The 24709-nt window shown below is 50.2% G+C and carries 29 protein-coding genes; 5 read left to right on the top strand and 24 right to left on the bottom strand.

The window, feature by feature from the left end; genetic code table 11:
- Positions 1–16 precede the first annotated feature (16 nt).
- Together EAS44_RS10045 and EAS44_RS10040 are read right to left on the bottom strand one after the other, a co-directional pair.
- Entirely contained in the window at positions 17–535 is a 519-nt protein-coding gene (locus tag EAS44_RS10045; RefSeq protein WP_001251412.1) for a phage major tail tube protein, read from the bottom strand.
- A 12-nt stretch (positions 536–547) separates the two neighbouring features.
- The gene (locus EAS44_RS10040; protein ID WP_029130958.1) at positions 548–1738 is read right to left on the bottom strand and encodes a phage tail sheath protein; all 1191 of its coding nucleotides are present in this window, start codon (positions 1736–1738) and stop codon (positions 548–550) included.
- Positions 1739–2068: 330 nt separating this feature from the next.
- Between EAS44_RS10040 and EAS44_RS10035 the strand changes: the two genes are divergently transcribed.
- Positions 2069–2446: a hypothetical protein gene (locus EAS44_RS10035; protein WP_000836023.1), complete on the top strand. Its 378-nt coding sequence runs from the start codon at positions 2069–2071 to the stop codon at positions 2444–2446.
- 22 nt (positions 2447–2468) lie between these two features.
- Here the strand turns inward: EAS44_RS10035 and EAS44_RS10030 are convergent, their stop codons facing one another.
- The 20 genes from EAS44_RS10030 to EAS44_RS09935 all read right to left on the bottom strand — a co-directional run bounded on the left by EAS44_RS10030 (position 2469) and on the right by EAS44_RS09935 (position 16377).
- Entirely contained in the window at positions 2469–3053 is a 585-nt protein-coding gene (locus EAS44_RS10030; protein WP_001447266.1) for a tyrosine-type recombinase/integrase, read from the bottom strand.
- A gap of 106 nt (positions 3054–3159) precedes the next feature.
- Entirely contained in the window at positions 3160–4002 is an 843-nt protein-coding gene (locus EAS44_RS10025; RefSeq protein ID WP_000711883.1) for a DUF5677 domain-containing protein, read from the bottom strand.
- 421 nt (positions 4003–4423) lie between these two features.
- A complete protein-coding gene (locus tag EAS44_RS10020) occupies positions 4424–4951 on the bottom strand; it encodes a tail fiber assembly protein (RefSeq protein ID WP_001164151.1) in 528 nt (175 codons plus the stop codon).
- Between the two features lie 3 nt (positions 4952–4954).
- The gene (locus EAS44_RS10015; protein WP_000104719.1) at positions 4955–7684 is read right to left on the bottom strand and encodes a phage tail protein; all 2730 of its coding nucleotides are present in this window, start codon (positions 7682–7684) and stop codon (positions 4955–4957) included.
- 10 nt (positions 7685–7694) lie between these two features.
- The gene (locus EAS44_RS10010) at positions 7695–8225 is read right to left on the bottom strand and encodes a phage tail protein I (protein ID WP_001285322.1); all 531 of its coding nucleotides are present in this window, start codon (positions 8223–8225) and stop codon (positions 7695–7697) included.
- Complete coding sequence (locus EAS44_RS10005; protein WP_001121478.1) at positions 8218–9126, bottom strand: baseplate assembly protein; 909 nt, start codon at positions 9124–9126, stop codon at positions 8218–8220. The genes EAS44_RS10010 and EAS44_RS10005 overlap by 8 nt, the downstream gene beginning before the upstream one ends.
- 4 nt (positions 9127–9130) lie before the next feature.
- Positions 9131–9478 carry a GPW/gp25 family protein gene (locus tag EAS44_RS10000; protein WP_000127164.1) on the bottom strand — a complete coding sequence of 116 codons (348 nt, stop codon included), beginning with the start codon at positions 9476–9478 and terminating at the stop codon, positions 9131–9133.
- Positions 9475–10110, bottom strand: coding sequence for a phage baseplate assembly protein V (locus tag EAS44_RS09995; RefSeq protein WP_001093701.1), 636 nt, complete (start codon positions 10108–10110; stop codon positions 9475–9477). The genes EAS44_RS10000 and EAS44_RS09995 overlap by 4 nt, the downstream gene beginning before the upstream one ends.
- 66 nt (positions 10111–10176) lie before the next feature.
- Positions 10177–10629: a phage virion morphogenesis protein gene (locus EAS44_RS09990; protein ID WP_001001811.1), complete on the bottom strand. Its 453-nt coding sequence runs from the start codon at positions 10627–10629 to the stop codon at positions 10177–10179.
- A complete protein-coding gene (locus EAS44_RS09985) occupies positions 10622–11089 on the bottom strand; it encodes a phage tail protein (RefSeq protein WP_000917155.1) in 468 nt (155 codons plus the stop codon). The genes EAS44_RS09990 and EAS44_RS09985 overlap by 8 nt, the downstream gene beginning before the upstream one ends.
- Positions 11052–11315 carry an Rz1-like lysis system protein LysC gene (gene lysC / locus EAS44_RS25355; RefSeq protein WP_223155667.1) on the bottom strand — a complete coding sequence of 88 codons (264 nt, stop codon included), beginning with the start codon at positions 11313–11315 and terminating at the stop codon, positions 11052–11054. The genes EAS44_RS09985 and lysC overlap by 38 nt, the downstream gene beginning before the upstream one ends.
- Positions 11197–11622, bottom strand: a complete 426-nt coding sequence (gene lysB / locus EAS44_RS25535) for an Rz-like lysis system protein LysB (RefSeq protein ID WP_000040663.1) — start codon at positions 11620–11622, stop codon at positions 11197–11199. The genes lysC and lysB overlap by 119 nt, the downstream gene beginning before the upstream one ends.
- The gene (locus EAS44_RS09970) at positions 11610–12035 is read right to left on the bottom strand and encodes a DNZ54_00345 family protein (protein WP_000736608.1); all 426 of its coding nucleotides are present in this window, start codon (positions 12033–12035) and stop codon (positions 11610–11612) included. The genes lysB and EAS44_RS09970 overlap by 13 nt, the downstream gene beginning before the upstream one ends.
- Positions 12036–12049: 14 nt before the next feature.
- On the bottom strand, positions 12050–12547 hold the full coding sequence (locus EAS44_RS09965; protein ID WP_001144105.1) for a glycoside hydrolase family 104 protein: 498 nt from the start codon (positions 12545–12547) through the stop codon (positions 12050–12052).
- The gene (locus EAS44_RS09960; protein ID WP_000123123.1) at positions 12547–12828 is read right to left on the bottom strand and encodes a phage holin family protein; all 282 of its coding nucleotides are present in this window, start codon (positions 12826–12828) and stop codon (positions 12547–12549) included. Before EAS44_RS09960 ends, EAS44_RS09965 begins: the two co-directional genes overlap by 1 nt.
- Positions 12829–12831: 3 nt before the next feature.
- Entirely contained in the window at positions 12832–13035 is a 204-nt protein-coding gene (locus EAS44_RS09955; RefSeq protein ID WP_000846408.1) for a tail protein X, read from the bottom strand.
- Positions 13035–13544: a head completion/stabilization protein gene (locus EAS44_RS09950; RefSeq protein WP_000988633.1), complete on the bottom strand. Its 510-nt coding sequence runs from the start codon at positions 13542–13544 to the stop codon at positions 13035–13037. The genes EAS44_RS09955 and EAS44_RS09950 overlap by 1 nt, the downstream gene beginning before the upstream one ends.
- Positions 13545–13643: 99 nt before the next feature.
- Positions 13644–14387, bottom strand: coding sequence for a terminase endonuclease subunit (locus EAS44_RS09945; RefSeq protein ID WP_000203455.1), 744 nt, complete (start codon positions 14385–14387; stop codon positions 13644–13646).
- 3 nt (positions 14388–14390) lie between these two features.
- Complete coding sequence (locus EAS44_RS09940; protein ID WP_001248549.1) at positions 14391–15464, bottom strand: phage major capsid protein, P2 family; 1074 nt, start codon at positions 15462–15464, stop codon at positions 14391–14393.
- A gap of 58 nt (positions 15465–15522) precedes the next feature.
- Positions 15523–16377, bottom strand: coding sequence for a GPO family capsid scaffolding protein (locus EAS44_RS09935; protein ID WP_001085959.1), 855 nt, complete (start codon positions 16375–16377; stop codon positions 15523–15525).
- Between the two features lie 173 nt (positions 16378–16550).
- Here EAS44_RS09935 and EAS44_RS09930 point away from each other — a divergent pair, with 173 nt between their 5' ends.
- The 3 genes from EAS44_RS09930 (at position 16551) to EAS44_RS09920 (ending at position 21798) form a co-directional block, all read left to right on the top strand.
- Positions 16551–18323 carry a terminase ATPase subunit family protein gene (locus EAS44_RS09930; protein ID WP_025857357.1) on the top strand — a complete coding sequence of 591 codons (1773 nt, stop codon included), beginning with the start codon at positions 16551–16553 and terminating at the stop codon, positions 18321–18323.
- Positions 18323–19357: a phage portal protein gene (locus EAS44_RS09925; RefSeq protein ID WP_000038157.1), complete on the top strand. Its 1035-nt coding sequence runs from the start codon at positions 18323–18325 to the stop codon at positions 19355–19357. The genes EAS44_RS09930 and EAS44_RS09925 overlap by 1 nt, the downstream gene beginning before the upstream one ends.
- A gap of 503 nt (positions 19358–19860) precedes the next feature.
- Positions 19861–21798: an AAA family ATPase gene (locus EAS44_RS09920; protein ID WP_077759295.1), complete on the top strand. Its 1938-nt coding sequence runs from the start codon at positions 19861–19863 to the stop codon at positions 21796–21798.
- 53 nt (positions 21799–21851) lie between these two features.
- On the opposite strand, the gene istB is transcribed toward EAS44_RS09920, so the two are convergent.
- Both istB and istA read right to left on the bottom strand, forming a co-directional pair.
- Positions 21852–22598, bottom strand: coding sequence for an IS21-like element ISEc12 family helper ATPase IstB (gene istB, locus EAS44_RS09915; RefSeq protein WP_001016257.1), 747 nt, complete (start codon positions 22596–22598; stop codon positions 21852–21854).
- A 14-nt stretch (positions 22599–22612) separates the two neighbouring features.
- Complete coding sequence (gene istA / locus EAS44_RS09910; RefSeq protein ID WP_001298859.1) at positions 22613–24154, bottom strand: IS21-like element ISEc12 family transposase; 1542 nt, start codon at positions 24152–24154, stop codon at positions 22613–22615.
- Positions 24155–24334: 180 nt separating this feature from the next.
- On the opposite strand from istA, the gene EAS44_RS09905 reads away from it, so the two are divergent.
- Complete coding sequence (locus tag EAS44_RS09905) at positions 24335–24664, top strand: AAA family ATPase (RefSeq protein ID WP_029130957.1); 330 nt, start codon at positions 24335–24337, stop codon at positions 24662–24664.
- The last annotated feature ends 45 nt before the right edge of the window (positions 24665–24709 follow it).

The following is a 24709-nucleotide window of genomic DNA, read 5'->3' as shown; positions in this document are numbered from 1 at the left end:
GCTGACCGGATGAAAATCACAGGCCGATATTGCGGCGGTGTTGCTCCAGCCGGTCGACGCCGTTCACCTTCTCAATCATGTTGATGGTGTCGATTTCGACCAGCTCCTTACCGTCCATCGTCAGCCGGAAATAGGTGCAGACCACGGAGATTTTCGACTCGGTGTCTTCTCCCTGTTTGCCCTCGCCGGTGTCGATTTCTTTCTGACGTCCACGCATGACCACCTCGACGGCCACCGTTTCGCCGGTATCGTCGCGCTGGTAAGAGCCTGCAAAACGAATCGGTACGGAATCCACACCGGTTGCGGCGTAAAGCTCCCAGATAACCGAATCCGGGAAGCCACCGAGCGACCACTCCATTGACAGCGCATCGTCATCAAGGCCGAGGTCTACCGGTGCGCTGCCGTTCATCCCCGCACCGCGATAGTTTTCGAGCTTACGGGTCAGTTTTGGTAGCGTGACGGACTTCGCGACGCCCTGATAGCTGTAGCCGTTCAGAAAGACGTTCATTAACTTGAGTTTGCGCGGCATTGCCATCGGTCAGGCTCCTTAATTGCTGTTAACCGAGGTGACCAGATTTGCCAGGTATTTATCGGTAATACGCTGGCGCAGGGTCAGGTTTTCAAGAGGAGGCACCGGTGTATAGTCGTAGTCGATATACAGTTTTCCGGCCTTGAGGGTTTCCGCATCGTTGGATTCTTCGCTGAACCAGCAGGTCGCATCCACGATATAGCCGTTTGTTTTCAGCTCACGGAATTTGGCATTGATGCCGTCAACGATGTCGCGAATCAGCGTTGCGGTGATGGGCTTGTCCACCGCCCACATGTGCGCCTCAGCCATCGTGTCAGCCAGTACCTGCGCGGTGCGGGTGTAGTTTTCAAAGAGGAACAGCGGGTCATCAGAGCAGGTACGGTTACCCCAGAATCGGAAACCGTCGCGGCGAATCAGCGTAGTGACGCCTGACTCGTTAAGCAGGTCAGCATCGGTGCCGGACTCCTGCAAATCCCAGAATACAGATGCGCTGATGCCGGTAACACCGTTTACCCCGACGTTGGACAGCGTTTTATGCCAGCCCTGCTCCTGGTCGATTTTAGCGCGCAGACCCAGCGCACGGGCGGTGGCATACGCGGTAGCGGTGGTACTGGTGACCGTATCCCATGCGAGGAAATCCGGCCAGATGACCATCAGCTCACGCTGGCTGAAATTCTGGCGGTAGGCTTTCACCTCGGAAATGGTCTTACAGCCCCATGCGCTGATATATCCGAAAGCGCGCAGCTTCTGACAGACGGATGCCAGTGCAACAGCCACCTCTTTGGTATCCAGTCCCGGCACACCGAGAATACGCGGTTTAACACCGGTTACCGACTCCGCCGCCAGCAGGGCTTTTAGTCCGGTGTACTGACCGTTTTCGTCGGTGGTGCCGATGATATTGGAAACGGTCTGCGCGAGTTTCGTTTCCTCGTCATCACCGGTGCAGTCTTCCACGCGCACGACAACGGTGACCGGTTTTGACTGGTCAGCGATGGCCTGCAACGATGCCGCCAGCGTGCCTTTTTTACCGGCCTTTGCAATTGCGCTTTGCACATTGGTAATCAGCACCGGTTTATTGAGGGGGAAGGTTTCCGCATCCGCATCGCTGGCCGTGCAGACCATGCCGACAATGGCAGTGGATACGGTGGAAATGACGCGGGTGCCGTCGTTAATCTCCAGCACCTGCACGCCATGATGATAGTCACTCATCCGTTTAACTCCGTGGTTAATGGGTACAACTATTTTCTGTTGTGCAGAGCATAAGACGCTATTTGACCTGGCTGGTCAGTGGATGAAACAACAGATAAAGAAAAGGCGGGCAATTCGCCCGCCTGTCCTGATTTGTACTCACTCATTTTCCGCCTGACAATTTACATAGCCCAAATGCTATCAAACCTGACAGTCTGCTTTGAGCGAAAAGTGGACATTAGAGTTACAAAAGCAAGTTTAAATCATCCAAAATATTACAATGTCCTTATCTATCTGATATCGTTATGATAAAAAGCTCCTGAATATAATCGATAGTAGGTGGTTATTTCCATGAAATCAATTTTAGAGGTCTTTACTCAAGGAAATACTAAAGAAAAACTGGCTGTTATCGCCGATCTCACAACCATTGCGGGAATATCGATTGCAACTATTATTGCTGGTTTGTTAACCCTAGTTGCAAAAACAGATAAACTAGATGTTGGAAATCTGTTTGGAGTTGTCATAATATCTCTGCTCGGATTGGCTGGTGTTTGCTGTTTTGTGGCCTTATTTATTTGGGTTATAACCCAAATGTCTAAACCATGGGGAACACCTCGGGGGGTTCAGCCCTTAGTTAAGTGTGCTATTTCCCTTATCTTTATCTGTATGTTTTTGCTGGCTGTCTTTACATTTTATGAGTTTATTTCTTCGATGAGCATACGCTATTGAATATAAAATCAGCCCCCATAACTTAAAAGAGACCTTCTATATCGACTTCAATGCCCAAATAACGGACTGTGCTTTCCAGTTTCTTATGGCCCAACAGAAGTTGGATCACCCGGAGACTCTTGGTTTTCTTGTAGATTAAGTAAGGTTTTGTTCTTCTCATGGAATGTGTGCTGTACAGCGAATCTTCGAGACCAAGCTTTTCTACCCACCCATGAAAAATTCGGTTGTATTGCCGGGTTGATATATGGTGGTTAGTTCCGACCCGAGAGCGGAACAGGAAGCCTTTACTATGCCAGTTGCCGAGCTTTATCAATGCAGTAACCGCTTCCCTTGTCCCTTTGGTTATCTCAAATTGGACAGGGCTGCCGGTTTTCTGTTGCAACACCGTTGCTCTGCTTGAGACAGAACTGCCATATGCAGCATCTGATACTTTGAGTTTGACCAAATCACAGCCCCGTAGCTTAGTGTCCAAAGCCATGTTGAACAGAGCTAGATCGCGTGTTTTACCTTCCAACTCAAGTCTAATCCGGATCCCCCAGATATGAAATATCTGAAGTGGCCTTTTTTGACCGATGGTACGGTCTTTATTCCACGGTGACGTTTTCATATTCAAATCTCCTGCAATGTGGGAGATTTGAGTATGGTTGTCTCTCAAGAGCGAAAATAAGTCAACTATCACTAGTTGTTGCGCATGTACGTATTCTGTCAATTAATTATTGACAATCATCAATTCTGGAATGATCAAAATCATCATATCGAATTATAGTCTGGTTGACTGTATCTATTGTTGGTGTCATTTCTGTTATAATATCCTGATAACCTAAAGAGTTAAATACATTTACTAAGGCCTCACACCGAAGGGCCGTAGCAATTACAAAATTATAAATTGCCAGCCGTTTATTTTCTTGTTTAACTGCAAGAATGAATTCGATAGCAGTATTTTCATCACTTTGGATTGCATTATATAGAGATACTATATTTACCATATCATCAGAGAATGTATGTATTGAATCACAAAGGGGAACGTAATGGGCATGATAGTGTGTTTCCCAGCCAATTAATTCAAAAAGTCTTCTGGTTCCTGGATATTCAGGTGTATTTGGCCACAATCTATTAAATAGATCAGTTAGTTCTTTTCCCATGCGAATCCTTTCATTTGCTGCTGGATTAGTCATTCCTTTGGATTTTAAACACTCCAGCCACCGTTTTCCATTACTATGAACTAATTTCTTACTAGCCTTGAGTAATGCTTGTGCATTTTCGCCATCATCTATTGCTATATAAAATTGATTGGCAGCCTGTTCTATTATAACCCTAGCTAATACTTCCGATGCTGAAAAGGCTCCTATATTCAAAGAAGAGATAGCCTGATTACTAAGTTCATTCAGTACATTAAAGTACTGTAAGACCATCAATTTTTGTTCCACACCCTTTAGGTTGTCTATTTTATTTTTATGCTCCTCAAATTTTGCATGGATATATTTATTTATCGCGGCTATTTTTTTTACATCTTCGTCAAGATCAAACGGGCAACGTCCAAACAATTCTTTTTTCATATATTTCTCCTGTTGTACAAGCTTCCATAAGTTGGCAGATTATACACTGAAGATTACCTATAAATAGCTGTGCGGGATAGCAGATCAGTGCAAGAAGTACAACCAAGTGAACTGTGCGTATTCAGATACCTGGCCTAACGTTCGCGATAGCCGTCCCCTGCACGAAGCCATATATTAGATGTATTAGCTCAGACCTTATCTGACAGGTTGAGTAGGTAGAATCTAATCAAAGCTGACAGTCTGGTTTGGACTGTGAGTTCAACCGATGGATGCAACACACAGCGATCTACGGACATTACTAGCATAGCTGTGTATTAATCATCGGGAAGCAGGTCAGTCCGCTCCTAGCACAGAGCAGACTGTCAGATTAGGCTTTACTCTGTGCTATAGATACGTTAGCTCACTCCAGAGATCATACAACTTATTGCGGCATTTCCGGCCATTCAGGATTTGCAGGATCCACACGGCTGACCAGAACACTGTAGCGTTCCCATGCTTCCAGTCGGCTACGCTCCTCATCTGTTGCCATATTCAGTCTGACAGAGCGTTCCAGTGGCTGAATGATAGTTTCAGCTTCGGAAAGCAAAGCTGACTTCTGTAATTCCGCCAGTTGCAGCTGTTCGTCTGCCGTATAAATCCGCTTAATCACGGCACCATCCTTAAACATCCATTTACCTGAGTCATCAGCACGTCGGTTGGCGGTAATATCAGGAACCTCGACAACGCTAAAACCTTCAGGGTTGAGCGTTGAAGCATCTCTGGTGATGCCGACAATTATATTATTCTCATCGTAAACAATCTTTATCGTGTCTTCCTGAAAATTACTTACTTCCTCATACCAGTTTTTTCCCTCTTCGGACCATAACCAGATAACATCAAAATTTTTTGTCAGTTGATATTGGGCAACAGTTTTTGGATTACCCGCAGTAATATTTTTTAAATGCTGCATAAATTACACCTGTGCGACGTTATACCATGTGCCATTGATGTATTTTTGTATTGGTCTGAATACTGCGGGGTCATCACCATCGACTTCACCGACAATACCAAGCCCGGTAATTACGTGCCCTGCTTTCTCATACATCACCCCTTTCTGCATGGTCTGGACAACACGTGTGCCAAGTCTGACATCTCTCACATAGCGGGAATCAAAGTTACCGTAATCCGAGGGATTAACACGCCCCGTAATATTTATGGTTTTATTACTTTGAACGCTTCCGGAGACAAAGCGCATAACATGGACGCTATTAGCATAAACATCCAGATTACCATCACCATTTTGTTTAAAGCCCGTGTCATTATCACCCAAAACAATCGAATTACCGCCAAGAGCACTGGATGTTCCTATACCCAGAGCACCATTCAATTGACCACCAGATAACGGCAGTGCACCGACATCTCCCGCTGTAGGTTTTCGCGTTGTGGTATAAAACTCAGACCAGTCAGCCTCGAATCCGTAACCGTCACGAGCAGAACGATAAAAAATACCACCGTTCTTATAATTAACGCGAAACTGGGCGGCGGGACAACTTCCTTCCCCGATATTAAAATGAAGAATTAACGTTGATGCCCCACCAATAGTTGCGTTATAGGCTCCGCTACTCCAGTTCCATCCAACGGCTTTATCATTCGCAACGGTGTCTCCTGTTTTTCCTGAAGCAAATGCACCAATATTTTTCGGCGTCAGGTTAATATCTGATGTTCCATCAAACGAAACGTTATTAATTTTACGGGCTGTTTTCAGCTTTGTTGCTGTCGCCGCATTGCCGGACAGTTCACCAGAAAGGCCAGCACTGAATGTCTGTTTCGCGCCCCATGTCTGGGCTTCGTCGATAATTGGCACACGTCTTGTCGTGATCGTGCGGCTTCCCGGATTTCCTGAAATACGCACCATAAAAAAGCGGTAGTTGGCTTTACTTACAGTGCTGCGCCATACATGCATTGAGCGTCCCGAACCAGAATCATCACTCGGACCGACTGAGATGTTTATCAGGTTGCCATCAATGACGCCCCAGTCCATACCGTCGGGAATATTGGTCATGTTATCCAGCCGAACGGTTATCAGACTGCCCGGCACAAAATCGTATGTCTGCCAGTCCAGGCTGGTGAGTTTTGCCACTGCGCCACCGATACCCAACTCTAACGGCAAAGAGTTTGAGTTATAAATCTGTCGCCACTCCCCCCACGCGTTAAATGAGCCACCAAGAAACACTCGCTCATATAAACGGTCTTTTGTAGCTGCGCTGGTTCCTGTGGTCGTGTAACGTTGCAAAACATAGACACCATCCTTGCGCCTGATGACTTCCAGAAAACCAGACTGCCCCTGGATTGGGGTGTGGGTCGCTTTGCCTGTCACACTGTAAATACCTGGAGACATCAAATCATCCAGGTCATCCTCATAGAAGGTACTACTGGTCTGATAACCAATTTGGATCCAGTCTTCCCACTGTGGATTTTCTGCATCCCATTTGGCTGTCAGGCCGCGAATATACATAGTCCCGTTACGGGTTGTATAACGCTGTGTGCGTCCATATAGCCCACCTTCGAAAATTTCCAGAATGCCCTGCGCGTCTCCTCCCTGCTCGGGGTAATGTCGTTCAAAAGAAGCTATTGCTGAACTGCTGTTTCTCCATAGACCTAAATGTTCTGCGCCACCGAGAGAGTTAAGGTCAATGGTCGTACTTAGAGCTCGCGTTACAGCCTGAACATGGCGCCATGCTCCCCATGGTCCATCATTACCATTCCATGTTCCAATGAGTTTGCGGATATACAAATTTCCGTCACGTGTGGTATAGCGTTGCGTGCCTGCAAAATTGCCGCCAGTAAAAACCTCAAGCACACCGACAGCATTATCTTCAGGGAAGTTTTTCTCCAGTGTTGCGTTGGTGGACGTTGCTTTAGACCAGATACCTGAATAAGCCTTAACAGAACCAAACGTATTCAGATCAGCATCAACCGGCATTTCGCCATTGTTTTTCATAAACGTCAGGCTGGTAACGCCAACATTGTCCAGAAAAGCTGATTTATCCTGGATATCTGCACCATTCTGATTTTTCGCCAGACGTGAATTTGCGTTGTCATTTGCTGCCTTGACCGCTTTTGGCGTTGCTGCCAATGACTCACTGGTGCTGTTTGTTGCACTGCTTAACTGAGTAAAACCTTTTTCTGTCAGCGTGGCGTCAGGATGGCGGCGGGACTGCTCATGCTCTGCGATTTTGTCATCGACGTAATCCTGCGTCGCCATCACTGTGCTGGCATCAATACTCAGCTCAACGGACGCCACGTTACTGACAATAATAACCATGCGGCAGGTCTGCGCACGCCCGGAGCCTTCAGCCAGTTCTGGCTTATAGCTTTCAGCCATGTTGGATACCGCAATCAGTGTTCCGGCATCGTCATACAGACCAAGCTCACGCATCCAGAAGCCGCCCACTTCGGGCGGTACAACCAGTTCAGCCACGATATAGTTTTTATTCTTGTTATCCACGCTGACTTTATTCAGAGCGTGACGCCAGACCTCATGCACCAGTTTCGTCTGACCGGCATCCGGCACCGGCAATTTGCCATTACCGTCACCCACGGCCATTGCAGACAGGGTTACTTTTTTCCCGCCGGGGACAGTGGCGGCTGCCAGCTTTGCGGCTCCGGCAGTAGTGATAACGGTTTTAAATTTCGTGCTCATTGTTTCTCACTTATCCGGGATAAACAGTAATAACATCACCATCACAGACCACACCGCCTGTATACAGACAGCCGGGAATGTCCTGGATAATGTTCAGACCGATAAGGTGGCGACTTGCGGGTTTGGCATCGGCAATAAGCCGTTCCATTTCCAGATACATCTCCTCCGTGATGCCGCTTTCCAGCACACCGATATCAAGGCGAAAGGTTCCGGGCGGGTCGTTTGTCTCCCACCATTCCTTTACGTTAATGAGATAGCCGAGCGGCTCCACCACACGCCGGATTGCGCCTATAGTGCCCTTATGGCAGTGAATGAAATACGCATCGCGGATAACGGCGCGTTTTGTTGCTTCCGGCCACTTTTCATCCCACCTGTCAACAGAAAACGCCCACGCCAGCCACGGCAGCAGATTTGCCGGACAGGTGTCCGGGTTCCACAGCTCACGAATACTGACCGGCGTTTTTTCAATTTCCGCACAGGCTTTTGCGGCGGCAACTTCAAGCGGTGATGAGCCGGTCGGCAGCAGGCGCGAATCACTCATCAGAGCCTCCGGTCACGACGCGGTATTCGGTACAGAAAGACGCCTGCGTACTGTTGAGCACGATGTCGGCCAGCGGTGCAGTCAGTTCGACACGCTGCACGCCTTCCACATGCAAAGCGGCATAAATGGCAGACAGACGGATGTCGCGCCCCAGCCGGTGCTGTGCCGTGATATACGCTTCCAGTTTTTTTACTGCGGCCGCGCGGATGGGTTCGCTTTCGGGACCAGGGTAAAGGTAAAGCGTGGCGTTTATCTGGTATTCAACGATGGCGGCAGACTGCACGGTCACGCGGTCAGCCACCGGCCTGACATCCTCGCCATTAAGGGCGTTACGTACCACCGCCAGCAGGTCTTCGGATGCCACACCGTTATTCTCACGTGACAGCACAGAGATGGTGACGCAGGCCGGAGACGGACTGGTGACAGAGATATCCGCGACACGCCCGTCGGCACTGCGGCCATGATACTGATAGGCACCCACCGACCCGGCGACGCTTAAGCCTTCAAACGCCTGCTGAATACGCAGCCGGTAATCGGTGTCAGACTCCATCACTGCCGGTGTCGGCGGGATAGTCGAATCATCTGCCGGGGTGATAATCAGGCGCGTGGTGTTGTAATTGGCACCAATCACATCAAGGTCATTACCGGCAGCACAGGCCAGCATCACCGCCCGTGCGGCCTCATTCACACGCTGACGCCAGATAAGTTCACGATAAGCATTTTCCTCCAGCAGTTTGACGAGAGGCTCGGATTCCAGCGTCAGGGTACGGGCGACCGCCTCCTGCTGGTCTTCCGGGTAAAGGGAAATCAGTGTCGCCTTGCGTTCGGCAAGAATGGTTTCAAAGTCCAGCTCCTCGACCACATCCGGTGCGGGTAGCTGGTTCAGGTCGATAATCGGCATGGTTTCAACTCACAGGGATGGTTAACGAAAGTGGCTGGCCGGTGTCGTTGTGCTGACCGGTTAACGTGACCGTCATTCGCCCGTCAAAACTGCGCTCAGTGGTGACGGATGACAGGGTGACGCGGGGTTCCCATTTCAGCACCGCCATGTAACAGGCGACCTTAATCTGCAACTCAAGCGCCGGAGTCTGCGGCTGGTCAATCATTGACGCCAGCAACGAGCCGTAATCACGACGCATCACCCGCGAGCCGACCGGTGTGCGCAGGATATCGCCGATACTCTGGCTGATATGCTCAAGGTCAGTGACAGTCAGGCCATCACTGCGATTCATTCCGAGATAACGCGCAGTCATAGAGGTCCCCCGGTTGTGCCGCCGCTGTCGCCGGGGTGTTTATGGGTATGCAGTACCTTACCGTTTGATGAGAGTTCACCGCCGGTGTGTTCAATGTTGCCGCGCATCGTCCCGCCCTTCTGCACTTCCAGCGTGCCGGTAATCAGCCTGTTGGTGCAGACCACCTCCGGTGTGTCCAGGGTGACGCGGGTTGATGCTTTCACCATGACCACCGGCACCGTGGCAGTAACAGAATCAGAAGCCGTCACGCTGGCCGTTTTAATTCCGCTTGCCGTGAGCGCACTGGTTTCGGGTTCATACTCAATCACCGCCCCGTCAGGGAAACGGATGTACAGGGCATCCGCCGACGCAGACGGCGCGGGGTTATCACCGGAATAAATCCCCGGCAGAACGAACGCCGTGTCGAGTTCACCGCCCACGGCCAGAATCAGCACCTGTTCCCCCTCGGAAGGTGCCCACCACGTGCGCGAACGTCCGGCGCGATGGGTCAGCCACTGAAGCCAGTCGGTGCACATGCCGCCGGTCTGCACACGGCAGCGACCGGCGTTAAGGTCGGTTTCGACGATAATGCCGGTGCGGATCATGTTGCGCAGTGCGCGCGCGAGTTCCTGAATATTTGCGAGAGTGTTCATAACGGGAAGGATGCCGTCGGGTCATACCGGCGGCAATGTGACGATGAGGTGTCGGGAATGGCACAACTAACGGTCGAGGTGAGCCAGGATAATCTCTTCAATCATCTGCACATCCTCACCGGTAAAGCCGAGCAGAGGACGCGCCGGATAATCAATTTTCTTACCGTCTTTCCGGTTTTCTTCCGACAGACCGAACTGATGCACGCTGGCAATTTTCGGTGACTTCCCGCCGTAAAACTCCATTGATGCCTGTTCCGGGCTGGCGCGAATATGCAAAAAACGACTGGTGATAAGTTTCGCAAACATTTTTCGCTTAACGCGACCGGTCTTTTTTCTGGCGCTCTGCTGCTGGCGTGGTGCGTAGGGTGTGCCGTCCGGGGCTTTCTGTGCCATCACCCGGCGCTGCTGACTCTGCCGCAGACGTTTCGCCAGTTCGGAGCTCAGTCGCCGACGCCCTGACGGTGACAGCGATTCAGTCAGTCCGGTCAGCCGGTCTTCAAAACGCTTAAACTCATTCATCCCACTTACTCACCAGTTCGCCATTGATATAAAGCTCCATCGGGCGGGTGACCGGCTCCGGCGGCGGAGGTTCCGGGATATTCTTCACATGCAGCGCACCGTCAACCTCACTGACCAGCGTGCGCTCGGTCAGCATCAGGCTGATGCTGATATCAAAGCTGCTGTCATTGTTGATGTCCGCATAAAACGTGAAGCCCTTTTTCTGGCCTTCGTCGGTGGTCATGATGTCGGGCTGATTTTCCCGCAGCCACGCCAGCACCGGCACGATGAGCAGGTCAAAATCACCGGTAAAGTCGGTCACAATGACATTGAGCGTGTAACGCTTTTCGAATGACAGCGACGTCGCCAGTGTGGAGGCAATACTCCCGTTATCCACGAATATCCGCAGCATATCGGGGTTAGTTTTCAGCACCGTGACGGCATCAGTCAGCGCCCTGCGCAGGCTGTCGGGTTTGAGCATCGTTTTCGTCCTGACAGTGTTTAATCATTTTTACCTGGCTGGCACAGCGTGCCAGCGCGTTCTCAAGCTGCCGGATATCGGCACTTAAATCGCCGTTCGTCTGCGGGTCACTGCCCGGCATCGGGCAAAGGCTCACTTTCGGGCAGGCGTTGGCGACAATCACTGGCGTCAGTGCAGGCCGGACGCTGGTGCAACCGGCGCACAGCATCAGGCAGGTCAGCGCCATACCAGCGGCGAAAATCCTCGTTTTCATTAAGTAACCTCGTGATGGTTTTCTCGCGCTGTGCTTCACGTTTCGCGGCGTTCTCCAGTTCCTGACGCAGTGCCACCTGCGCCAGCTCGTTTTTGTCTGCCCTGGTAAGGGCAACATGAAGCTGGTTTTTCAGCATGGTGATGGTCGTCTGCTGTTCACTGGCGACGTTGTTCGCCCTGTCCAGCGAGGCGCGCAGGCTGGCATTTTTATGTTTCACCAGAAACAGACCGGCCACCGCCAGCGATAACAACACGACCAGCACAATCATCAGCTTTGACATAGTTCCCGCCCCTCAAGACGCTGACGACAGGCTTTACGTATCAGCCGGAAAAACAGCGACGCCACAAGATAAATCAGCGCGGTAAAAATCCACCCGGCAGCGACCAGCGAGATAAACGTCGCCACCATCACCACCAGAGCCGCCGCCCGTCTGCGCCACGGCACCGGCTGCAAAAACAGCGACGTGACAATCTTCACGGCCAGCGATTCCGGCGGCAGCTCCCGCCCGTAGCGTTCCAGCACATACTCCGTGGCATACACGCCGACACCACCGGCAACCACACAGATAACCGTCGCCAGAATCGCCCAGGTGGCGACAAAACTGACGGCCACGCTCTGCGGGTAAATCAGGGACAGTGCCAGCATCAGCGCCAGCGACACGTTCAGCATCAGTGAAAGGGATAATTTCTTCATGGTGTTTACTCCGTTTAAGCCGGTACGCCGCCAGCGGTACGCCAGACGGTGACCAGTTTTTCCAGTGAATGCTCACGCTGACCGTAACCGGCACCCGGCAGGGACGCCCAGATATTGCGACAGCGTGAAATGGCGCGCTCAATACGTCCCGCCCGGACGTCATCCAGTGCACCGCGTTCGCGGATCAACTGAATGGCAAGTCTGTCCTGTGACAACGGACTGAAATCCGGCAGGGCAAGCTGTTTGCGGTAATGCGGCCAGAACAGGTAAAGCTGCTGATAGCGACCGGAGGCCGTGGATTTTTCACCGCGACGGTTAAACACCTTCGCCGGTCGGCCATGCGCGAACGGGTGGTCACTGTAGTCGGTGAAAATTTCCGGCTTTCCGTCCAGTCCGGTGACTATCACGTCATAGCCCCGGTTTTTCGTCAGCGGATGGTTCGCCGTCCCTTCGGACACTGCCAGCATGTCGAGAAAGGCGGCGATATTCTGATGCGTGTTAATTACCGGCATTACGGTTTCCCCCTGCCCTTAAAGCGGCGCTGAATGGCAATCTCAATCACCTGATAACCGGCGATACCCAGCATGGAGCCGATGCCGCACACCGCAGGCAGTGACAGGTCAGGAAACTGCACCAGAACAACACCGGCAACCATCGAGACAAAACCACCGAGCAACATGCGCCCGATAAACAGACGCGGGGTGATGGGTTCACCACCGGCAAGCACCTTGCCGACAACAATCAGCACCCCAATCATGAAAAGCGACAGGACGCTTTTTTCTTCTGCTGTCATGCGTTACTCCCACAGATTGACAGTTTCAGCCACGGGCGCGGTCTGAACGTCGGGCAGTTCGACGGCGGAGCCATGTGGCAGCACCGCACCCAGTTCAGCCAGTCCCGGATTTGCGGCGAGCACGGTCTCAACCACGCCCTCAGTGCGCCCGTAATACCGGACACAAATGGCGTCGAGCGTGTCGCCCTGTAGCGCAAAGGTCTTCATCAGATTTGACTCACGATGCAGCGCGGCTTGTCCTGGATGCGCGCCACTGCCCAGCGCATATCCCGCCACAGCTCATCAATGGTGCTGTCAATGCTGTCGGCCTTCTTGTCTCCTTTCGCACTGGCATCCACGCCGCGGTAACGCTCATAAAGCGACGCGGTCGCCATCGCACACACGGCGCGCTCGTAGTAAAAAACTTTGATACTTTCACCGTCGATATCGTCCGCCGGAACGTCCGCCAGACGCGTAAAACCGGCGGCAATTTTCTGTTCGCGGTACTCGTACAGCTCCGCATTTGTTTCCGCCATGCCTGACTTGATGGCCTCACGCAGACGGGCGGGGGCGACGGTCTGCTCAAGGCGCATACGTTCCCGGACGCGCTTCGGGTCGATATCGGGAAAAAAGAACGTGTTTTTAATCACCGGCTCGTCGCCTGCCGGTTGCGGGATGACCACCGTACCCTCACCGGACACGGGAGCCTCCTTTCGCGGAATAATCAGCGTCATCATGACTACCTCTGAAAAGTCGGGCGGTGGACGCCGGTGCAGTGTCAGGTGATTCACCCTCACTGACCGGCGTGCCGCCCTGGCGCGGGGCGCATTCGGTTGTTAACTGGCTTTCTTTTTCGGGCGTCCACGTTTTGCCGGTGTCACGCTCCGGGTCTTACGCGTGGCACGGGTGGCCGCTTTGGGTTGCGGCTCCGGCTTAGGTTTCAGCTCCCGCTCCAGTCGCTCAATCTCTTTTTTGACGCCTGCCTGACAGTCGAGCTGTGTCGCACGTTGCAGGTGAGCCAGCGCACCGGCGGCATCACCACCGTCACGCAGAAACAGACCGGTGATTTTGTGCAGCTTTGCGCGCACTTCATCAGGCATGTCAGCAGCGGCAGTCAGTTCAAGGGTCTCCGTCAGCAGGCGGGTATCCACAGACTCACCGGCCGCGTGGGCGCGCATGGCCGCGAGCGCGACCTCCTCGGTGAACATATACGGCGGGGTGCGGCGGTGTTTACCCGGCATGGTCAGACCGTATTTCAGGGCATAACGGGCAATCTCCAGCGCACCGGCAATATCGCCGGTATCCAGACGCCACAGCATGACCGTCATCAGAATGTCATCCTGTGCGCCTTTGCCCTGCTCCAGCACGCCGTTCACCCACGGCAACCAGAACGGCAGCAGTTCGCGCTTTTTCGCGGCCTTCAGCTCTTTTGAATAAATCGCTTTCAGTGTGCGCTGGTCTGCGGCCAGCTTGACCAGCATCTGCTCATAGACAGTTGCATGTCGCAGCGGGGCGGCTTCCCGCTGCGCGGTCATCGCTGCCGAGACCCGCATCATGTGGCGCTGTGCGGGACTCGTCATCGGTTACGCTCCCGGCTCTGCGGTCGCCTTAGCCGGTGTGGAGAAATCACCGACCTTAATTTTTTCCACCAGACAACCGGCGGCGTAGTCTTCCACCACGTAATCAATGTTCATTGACTCGTAGTTCTCCACGCGGTCGAGTTTCGGGTTTTCCACAATCACGCGGCGATGGCTGTCATCCATGTAGTAGATGGACAGGTTTTCCAGCTTCGTGATGAGCATCGCATCCGCCGGGAAGTACGGGACGCGTACCGCCGGCAGGTTACCGATGCGTTTCTGGCTGATGATGACGTCAGCGGCCAGCATTTCGCTGTTGTCCTGCTCCTTGTTAACGATGGGGAAATACTTGTCCGCCAGTAGCTGACGCCCCACAATCACCACAAGGTCAGGGTCTTCCTGATACCACGGTTCAATCAGGTTGTTGGTCGCATCCATCACCAGTGCATCAAGGCTGGCATAATCACCGCCCTTACCCACGCGGATGACCTCAGAGGTCGTGTGACCTTCCTCGTCAGTGACCTTGCTCATCACACGCGCCGGGGCTTCATTGCGGTATTTCTGCAGCCAGCCGACCGCCACATCCTGCAACATCGGATTACTGTTGCGGTCAGAGGTTTCTGCACGCTTCACGCCGTTAAAACCGGCCATGATGAAATCAAGGGACTGGCGTTTGATAATGGCGTTACGGATACGGAGCTGGAAATCCTGATAACGCGCCCACAGGTCCAGCGTTTTGTAGCGGATATAAAAATCGAAGTTAATCTGGTCGCATTCGTACTTGTTAGACGCCAGCTTCGAGAAGTCCTTCGGCTGACGCTCGGTGCCACCGGCGGTGTCGGTGGTGCTGGCGATGGAGCCGGTGACACCGATACCAATTTTTTCCCCTTTCATTTCGCTGACCGGCACAATGTTGATGCGGGTCAGAAAGTCAGAGGACTCCTGCATGGTGTTCATCAGGGTCTGGGTGACCGACGGTTCAACGGTGAATTTTTTCGACACATCACCGGCGTCGATGCCGTTCAGCTCGGCAACACGGGACAGGTAGGCATTAAATTTAAAGCGGGTTTCCTGGCGCATAGTTTTTCCTGAAATTAAGGGTTAATCGTGAAGGTTTTCCCGGACTGACTGACGCCGGTCAGCAGTTCGTCATCAGGGCGTCACCGCCACCACCGGTGGCCTTGCTGCGGCGCTGCTGGGTCAGACTTTCGGTGTGGTCGAGACTGTTTTTCAGGCGGGTGAATGCCTGGCTGGTTTCATCCGCCCTGTCAGTCACCTCCTGCTTAAGTGCGGAAAAGGCGGTTTCCATCTCAGCGAGGCGCTGCTCAGTGGCGCTCAGTTTTTCCTGCACATGTTCAGCAACAGCGGTCACCGCTTCATGCACGTCATTCAGACGGGCATCATCGCTGGCCTGTTTGCGGCCAAAAATGGACTTCACCTTTTCGGTCAGGACGGTGAACACTGTTTCAGGCAGGTCTTCAAATTCCAGCTCAACAGGCGTTGCCACTGAAATCAGGTTTTCAGGGCTTAATTTGAAGCGGTTCAGGGGGTTGTGTTTTGCCGTGCGGCAGAATTCCAGGTATTCCGTGCCGAGGCTTGCCGGGTCATCGGTGACGGCCAGACCCACCAGATAACATTTGCCGGTGTTGGCAAAGTTCGGCTGAATTTCCATTGAGGTGTAGACCTTCTGCGCGGCCTTGTTCATCGCGATAAGGTCATCGGTCGGGGTGATTTTCGCAAACAGCGCCCATTTGCCTTTCAGCGCCGAATCATCGTCAATCTTTTCGGCCTTAAGTTCGGCCACATCGCCATAACGTTTAAAAATACCGTCAGGCAGGATGCCGCGCAGATGTTCCAGGTTAATGCGGCAACCGTAGACACGCGGGTCAAAGGTTTCAGCCATTTCCTGAATATCCTGCGCACTGATGACACGCCCGTCACAGGTGTCACCCTCAACGCCGATACGAAAGAATTTTGAGACTTTTTTTGCCATTGTCAGGAGTCCTGAATAGTGATTAGAGGAGTCACATGTCGGCATCAGTTTCCCGACGATGCGCATCCTCCGCCATCAGTCCCGGATGGCTTATCACTGACACAACAGCACCTTAGCGAATCGCAGGGCGCGACTCAGTAGCCTTGCCGTGTATTCATCACGGCGAGGTATTCATGACCATCACCACAGACACCACTCTTTTACACGACCCGCGTCGTCAGGCGGCGCTGCTGTACTGGCAGGGATTTTCCGTGCCGCAGATTGCCGCCATGTTGCAGATGAAACGCCCGACAGTGCAGAGCTGGAAACAGCGCGACGGCTGGGACAACGTTGCCCCCATCAGCCGTGTCGAAATGAGCCTGGAAGCGCGGCTGACCCAGCTCATCATCAAACCGCAGAAAACCGGCGGTGACTTCAAGGAAATTGACCTGCTGGGACGCCAGATTGAACGACTGGCACGGGTAAATCGTTACAGCCAGACCGGCAACGAGGCAGACCTTAATCCGAACGTCGCTAACCGCAACAAAGGCGGGCGGCGCAAACCGAAAAAAAATTTTTTCAGTGACGAGGCCATCGAAAAGCTGGAGCAGATTTTCTTTGAGCAGTCTTTCGACTATCAGTTGCACTGGTATCGCGCCGGGCTTGAGCACCGCATCCGCGATATCCTGAAATCCCGCCAGATTGGCGCGACGTTTTATTTTTCCCGCGAGGCGCTGCTGCGCGCCCTGAAAACCGGCCATAACCAGATTTTTCTGTCGGCCAGTAAAACGCAGGCGTATGTGTTCCGCGAATACATCATCGCCTTTGCCCGGCTGGTTGACGTTGACCTGACCGGTGACCCGATTGTCCTGGGCAATAACGGCGCAAAACTGATTTTTCTCGGCACCAACTCCAACACCGCACAGAGCCATAACGGCGACCTGTACGTCGACGAGATTTTCTGGATCCCGAATTTTCAGGTACTGCGTAAGGTGGCATCAGGTATGGCCTCACAGAGTCACCTGCGCTCGACCTATTTCTCCACCCCGTCCACGCTGGCGCACGACGCCTACCCGTTCTGGTCAGGTGAACTGTTCAACCGGGGACGCGCCAGCGCCGCCGAACGCGTGGAAATCGACGTCAGTCATAACGCCCTTGCCGGTGGGCTTCTCTGTGCGGACGGCCAGTGGCGGCAGATTGTCACCATTGAGGACGCCCTGAAAGGTGGCTGCACGCTGTTCGACATTGAACAGCTCAAACGCGAAAACAGCGCCGACGATTTTAAAAACCTGTTCATGTGTGAATTTGTTGACGACAAGGCGTCGGTGTTCCCGTTCGAGGAGCTGCAACGCTGCATGGTCGACACGCTGGAAGAATGGGAAGACTATGCGCCGTTTGCCGCCAATCCGTTCGGCTCCCGCCCGGTCTGGATTGGTTACGACCCGTCACACCGTGGCGACAGCGCCGGATGCGTGGTACTGGCACCGCCGGTGGTGGCCGGTGGCAAATTCAGAATACTTGAGCGTCACCAGTGGAAAGGCATGGACTTTGCCACTCAGGCGGAATCCATCCGCAAACTCACCGAAAAATACAACGTCGAATACATCGGTATTGATGCCACCGGCCTCGGTGTCGGCGTGTTCCAGCTCGTGCGCTCGTTCTATCCCGCCGCGCGCGATATCCGCTACACGCCGGAAATGAAAACCGCAATGGTGCTCAAGGCAAAAGACGTCATCCGCCGTGGCTGTCTGGAATATGACGTCAGCGCCACCGACATCACCAGCTCGTTTATGGCTATCCGCAAGACCATGACCAGCAGCGGACGCAGCGCCACTTATGAGGCCAGCCGCAGCGAGGAAGCCAGCCATGCCGACCTCGCCTGGGCGACCATGCACGCCCTGTTAAATGAGCCACTCACCGCCGGTATCAGCCCCCCGCTGACATCCACCATTCTGGAGTTTTACTGATGAGCAAGAAAAAAGGGAAAACACCGCAACCTGCGGCAAAAAAAATGACCGCCAGCGCCCCGAAAATGGAGGCATTCACCTTTGGTGAGCCGGTGCCGGTACTCGACCGCCGTGACATTCTGGATTACGTCGAGTGCATCAGTAACGGCAGATGGTATGAGCCGCCGGTCAGCTTTACCGGTCTGGCGAAAAGCCTGCGTGCTGCCGTGCATCACAGCTCACCGATTTACGTTAAACGCAATATTCTGGCCTCGACATTTATCCCGCATCCGTGGCTTTCGCAACAGGATTTCAGCCGCTTTGTGCTGGATTTTCTGGTGTTCGGTAATGCGTTTCTGGAAAAGCGTTACAGCACCACCGGTAAGATCATCAGACTGGAAACCTCACCGGCAAAATATACCCGCCGTGGCGTGGAGGAGGATGTTTACTGGTGGGTGCCGTCCTTCAACGAGCCGACACCTTTCGCGCCCGGTTCCGTGTTTCACCTGCTGGAGCCGGATATTAATCAGGAGCTGTACGGCCTGCCGGAATATCTCAGCGCCCTTAACTCTGCCTGGCTGAATGAGTCGGCCACGCTGTTCCGCCGCAAGTATTACGAAAACGGCGCGCATGCCGGATACATCATGTACGTCACCGATGCCGTGCAGGACCGCAACGATATCGAAATGCTTCGCGAAAACATGGTGAAGTCGAAAGGCCGCAATAACTTTAAAAACCTGTTTCTCTATGCCCCACAGGGGAAAGCCGACGGCATTAAAATTATCCCGCTCAGTGAAGTGGCGACGAAGGACGATTTTTTTAATATCAAAAAAGCCAGCGCCGTTGACCTGCTGGATGCGCACCGCATCCCCTTTCAGTTGATGGGCGGCAAGCCGGAAAACGTCGGGTCTCTGGGTGATATTGAGAAAGTGGCAAAGGTCTTTGTCCGCAATGAACTTATCCCGCTACAGGACAGGATTCGGGAAATAAACGGCTGGCTCGGTCAGGAGGTCATCCGCTTTAAAAACTACTCACTGGACACTGACAACGGCTGAACATCGCCGCCTGCGGGCGGCTTTTTTACACCCCGTCATCACGCCCTCACACGCTCACCACCGCACAAAACACCCCGCAGACACACCAGCGCCTCAACGGGCAGACTAAGCGCCGTCACGACGCGCTGAGACGCTGAAAAAATAAAATCAGCACCACCGCCAGCGCGCAGTGCTTTCCCCGCCTCGCCCGCCCGCTTCATGGGGCGGTTTTAATGCAGTTGCATGATGAAACTGAAATCACATCAGCACTGACCGAAACTGACAAAAAGAATAGTATCTGACACATGCAAAAACACGCACTTAATATACGCCTATCTATAGCTCCTACAGGATTGTCAAAAAACGACCAACTCGTCATAGCGTAAACACATTTGGCTCAACGAACACTTACGTTATATGCCTCTTGAACATATCAAAGTCTTAAGGTAGATCTTTACCACTAAGTGGCTATATTAAGCTGCTTTTTTACATACAATAAAAGCTTTATCGTATGAGGCATAAAAATGGAACTTAGATTAAAAAATGTTACCAGTTATAAGAAAGACGCCTTCACAATACTGAATCTTGAAAAAAGAGTAAACATACTATACGGCCAAAATGGTTGTGGCAAATCTACCATTTCAAATTATTTCTACGACTCTACACACACAGATTATAACGAGTGTGAATGTACCCTTCTTGACAATTACAAACCTCTTGTTTACAACACTAAATTTATTGAAGATAACTTCTATAATGCACAGGAACAAAAAGGTGTTTTTACATTAAGTAAAGAAAATGCAGATATTGAAAAACAATTAATTGAAAAAGAAGCAATTAAACAGCAACTCACAGAGCAATATAGACAAAAAAAAGGAGTGTTATTGAAATTAGAAGCAGAAATGGAAAAAAAAGAAAATGAATACATCGAATCGATCTGGAAAAAAACAGAACCAATCAGAAACTCTGTACTAAAAACCTTAATGAAAGGTAAAGTTGGCTATAAAAGACCTTTTTTTGAGATGATAAAATCATCCTCACCAATCACCTTTATTAATTTAAATGATATAGCAAAAGAATACTCTATACTATTAGAAAATAGAAACAATGAAACCGCATTAATAACTCCTTTACATCCATATACCCCATCAATTGATGATGTAAATACATTAGCAACACCTATAATAGATACAAGCAATAGCTATTTATCAGAAACCATTAATAAACTTCATAATCTTGACTGGGTAAAAAAAGGTAAAGAACATTATTTAGACGGTTCTACATGTCCGTTTTGTCAGGAAAAAACTATTAGTCACGAATTTTTAAATGCCCTTAAATCAATATTTGACGAAAGTTATTCAAAGAAAGTAAAACAGCTCTCAGATATAAAGTCAGTTTATGAGAAAAATACCATATATCATTTTAACGAAATACAAAACAATATATCATCATGTGCACTAATCAATGAGAAAGATAAAGAGAACATTATTTCCAATATTAAAATATTGCAAAACATTGCAGAAAAAAATTTAATAAACATTATTGATAAGATCAACAATCCATCAACATGCGTTACATTAGAAATTGATAAAGAACTAGAAAATCATGTTCAGGAAAGCATAGGCGCTGTTAACAAGAAAATAAGAGACATAAATGATAAGGTTAAAAAACTCAAAGAGTATGAGAATAAAATCGGAAAACAAGTTTGGGGGGCTCTCCATGCTTTTTGCAGCGATGATTTAGAGAATTTATCCAAACACAAAGAAAAATTCTTTGATATCAAAAAGAAAGTTCATGATGAATTAAATAATATTGAGCAACAAGGAAAAGAAAATAATCTCACAATAAAAGCATTGCGAGATAAAATATCTAACATTGATTCTACGATAGACTCAATAAACACCCATTTAAAAAATCTAGGGATCTCTGGTTTTTGTATTGAAAAACATGCAGAAAGAAAAGATATGTACATTATATCTCGACCAGGGCATACAAAAAACCAAAATGTTTATAGATCTCTTAGCGAAGGTGAAAAAACACTAATAACGTTTCTTTATTTTTTAGAGTGCTGTAAAGGTAAAACCGATAAAAATGATACCGATAGCAGGGATATTTTTATTGTTATTGACGATCCAATATCTAGTCTATCGCAAAACTATGTCTACGACATCGCATCAATTATTCATCACCACATTATAAAAAATGAATTAACAAAGAAGGTATTAATCCTTACTCACAATCTTTATTTCTTTCATGAACTTATTAAGCTATCTCCTAAAAGCAGAGAAGACAAACTATTTAAGAAAAACTATTATCTAGGTAGAGTAACGAAAAATGATTTTAGTATAATTACTGAAATACAAAAAAACAGCATACAGAATGAATATCAATCTTTGTGGCAAATATTAAAAGATGCAAAAGATGGCAAAGTGCGTATTACCGTGAAGGAGATCGGTGAGTAACATCGATGGAGATCGGTTCGTGTCACTTTCACAGAACCGTTTTTAAATTACCTTCACTGATCTCCTTCGGTCAACGGTGATTGTATTTTCCGCATTGATTCTCCTTTAAGTTCGATCTTGATACTGCCATGAACCAGTCGATCTAGGATGGCATCCGCATGTGTGGAGTCTCCGATCATTTTGTACCAGTTTTCCACCGGCAACTGGCTCACTACGATGATTGAGCCTCGTTGGTACATCAGATCCACTATTTCCAGCAGGTCGCTACGCTGTTCTGATGAGAGAGGTTCCAGCCCCCAGTCATCCAGAAGCAGCAGATCGCTATTATTCAGCCTGGTCAAAAGTTTGCTGTATCTTCCATCAGCATGCCCCTGATAGCACTGTTCCATCAGCGCTTTAAGGCGATAATAGTAGACCTTGTATCCCTGTCGGCAGGCATTATGACCAAGTGCACATGCCAGGAACGTTTTACCGCTGCCGGTGGCCCCGGTCAGTAAAATATTTTGTTTCAGGGTTAACCAGTTTCCCTGACTGAGTGAACGGATGAGGGCCCTGTCCAGCCCTCTATTGTTACGATAATCCAGCTTTGATAACTCAGCATTAAGTCTGAACCGTGCATGTTTGATCAGACGCTCTGCCTTCCTGTTTTCACGGCAGGTTAGTTCTTCTGCTGTCAGTAATGACAGGCGTTCTTCGAAGCCCAGCTCCTGGTATGTGCCCGGCTGAGCAAGTTGCTTTTTAAGCGCATCACGGAAGCCGGTGAGTTTAAGTGCGGTCAGTTGTTCGTAAAGATGATTCATCATTGGATCCCGTATCAGTGGTAATACTCACTGCCGCGTACGTTTTCGTGTTCCATCGTGGATAACAGATCTGGTTTTGGATCCTGAACAGGTTGTTTATCCAGACCTTTTTCCAGGATCGATTTAATACCTGACAGACGCCATACCTTTGTTTTCAGAGCTCTTGCACATGCTGCATTAAGTCTGGCTTTACTGTATTTTTTATGAAGGTTCAGGAGTCCAAGGCAGAAGCGATAGCTTTGTTCCGGATGTGGACGAGAGTTCAGTATATGAAGCACATAACTATGAGTTTCACTGCCTATGTGCCCCGCCCATTCCAGAAGACGCTCTGGCGTCCAGGTGGCATGCTGTCGATGAGCTTCAGGCATGTGCTCGTTGCGGGTACTGTAGCCATAAGTACGCTTGCGCGGGTGCACAGCAACCTCCTGCCCCTGATTGAAGAGTCTTACCAGTTCTCCGGAGATCCATGCTTCCAGTTGCTGGCCTAACAGCGAACATGGAACCGAGTAGTAATGTTTGTCGATTTCCACGTGGTAATCGGCATGAACTCTGACTTTCTTCACCAGGGTGTAACTGTAACTGGCTTCAGGAAGAGGCTTCAGTGCGGGTTTATCAAGCTGGATGAAGAGTTCTGCACGTGAATAACCCAACTTCTGCATTATTTTGTTATTCAGTCTTTCCAGCAACTCCCGAATGCGCTGATTAAGCGATGCAAGGCTGTAGAAGATCTCATGCCTGATTCGGGCCATGATCCAGCGTTCAACAACCTGAACGCCAACTTCAGCTTTGGCTTTATCTTTCGGTTTACGTGGCCGCGCAGGCAAAACTGCGACATTATAATGCTCAAGCATCTGCTGGTAGGTAGGGTTAACGTCAGGATCATACTTACATGCCCTGGATGTGGCGCTTTTCAGATTGTCCGGAACAACAAGTTCAGGAACGCCACCCAACCACTGGAAGCAGCGAACATGACTCATCACCCAGTCTTCAAGCTGCTGAGACCAGGTGGCCTCTGCCCATGTGTAACTTGATGCCCCGAGAACAGCTACGATGACCTGAGCAGTTCTTATTTCTCCGGTCTCAGGGTCGGTAACGCCAACGGTAGGTCCACAGTAATCAACGAAAAGTTTTTCGCCAGCTTTATGTACCTGACGCATTGATGGTGAAGTGGTTTTGAGCCATTCACGGTACATCCGGCAGTAATGGTTATAGCTGTAAAAACCGCCTGGATTACGCTCACAGTATTCTTCCCAGAGTAGCTGCAGCGTCACGCATTTATTACGCAGTTCCCGGTGTACTGTAGCCCAGTCAGGCAGAGAGTGCTTCTTCATCTTAACCTGGGTCTGAAGGAACGCATGTTTTAGTTTTGTATCATCCCATCCTGTAGGTAAGGGCCACTGCTTTATGCCAAGTTGAGCCGCCCGATTAGCATATCTGGATACAACGGAAGGGGAGATTGCAAGACTACGACCAATTTGTCGATGGCTGAGTCCAACACCGTATTTAAGCCTAAGAATTTCTTTAAGTTTTCTCATAGAAATTGGAACTGTTGGCATAGGTATCCTTTACCGGAATGGCAAAAGATACAGATCAACACACCTGTGAAGTTCCAATAACATTGATGGAGATCACTGAATAACAAAATGAGTCAAAAGTGATCTCCATCGATGTTATTCAGCGATCTGTTCAAATGTTATTACCCGATCTCGATGGAAGTTATTGAGTGATCTCCTTTCATGAAAATACGCAGCAAAGCAAACAAAATCATAATACCGAATATTATGAGAAACATACTAGAATATTATTTTGCATTTGTTCATAGAACAGATGCTCTACAAGATGAATTAACAAAGTTGGCACGCGACGATAGCAACAGTGATTTCAAAGCATTCTACAGATACATTAACAGAGGTTCTCACTCTGATGCGGTAAATATTACTGATATGGGCGACATAGACCCAGATAAATACCTAAAACAATTGAGAACAATATTTTCAGCTACTGGTGACGAAATGCATTATTTAAAAATGATGGACGAACTAGAAGAGGAAAACGTTACCGCTTAGGCCGCATATTATCGTTTTGGGTAAGAACGACGGTGCTTACGCACC

It is taken from the genome of Escherichia coli DSM 30083 = JCM 1649 = ATCC 11775 (genome assembly GCF_003697165.2).
GTDB lineage: Bacteria > Pseudomonadota > Gammaproteobacteria > Enterobacterales > Enterobacteriaceae > Escherichia > Escherichia coli.
The sequence above is the reverse complement of the archived record's forward strand: the minus strand, read 5'-3'. Positions and strand labels throughout refer to the sequence as shown.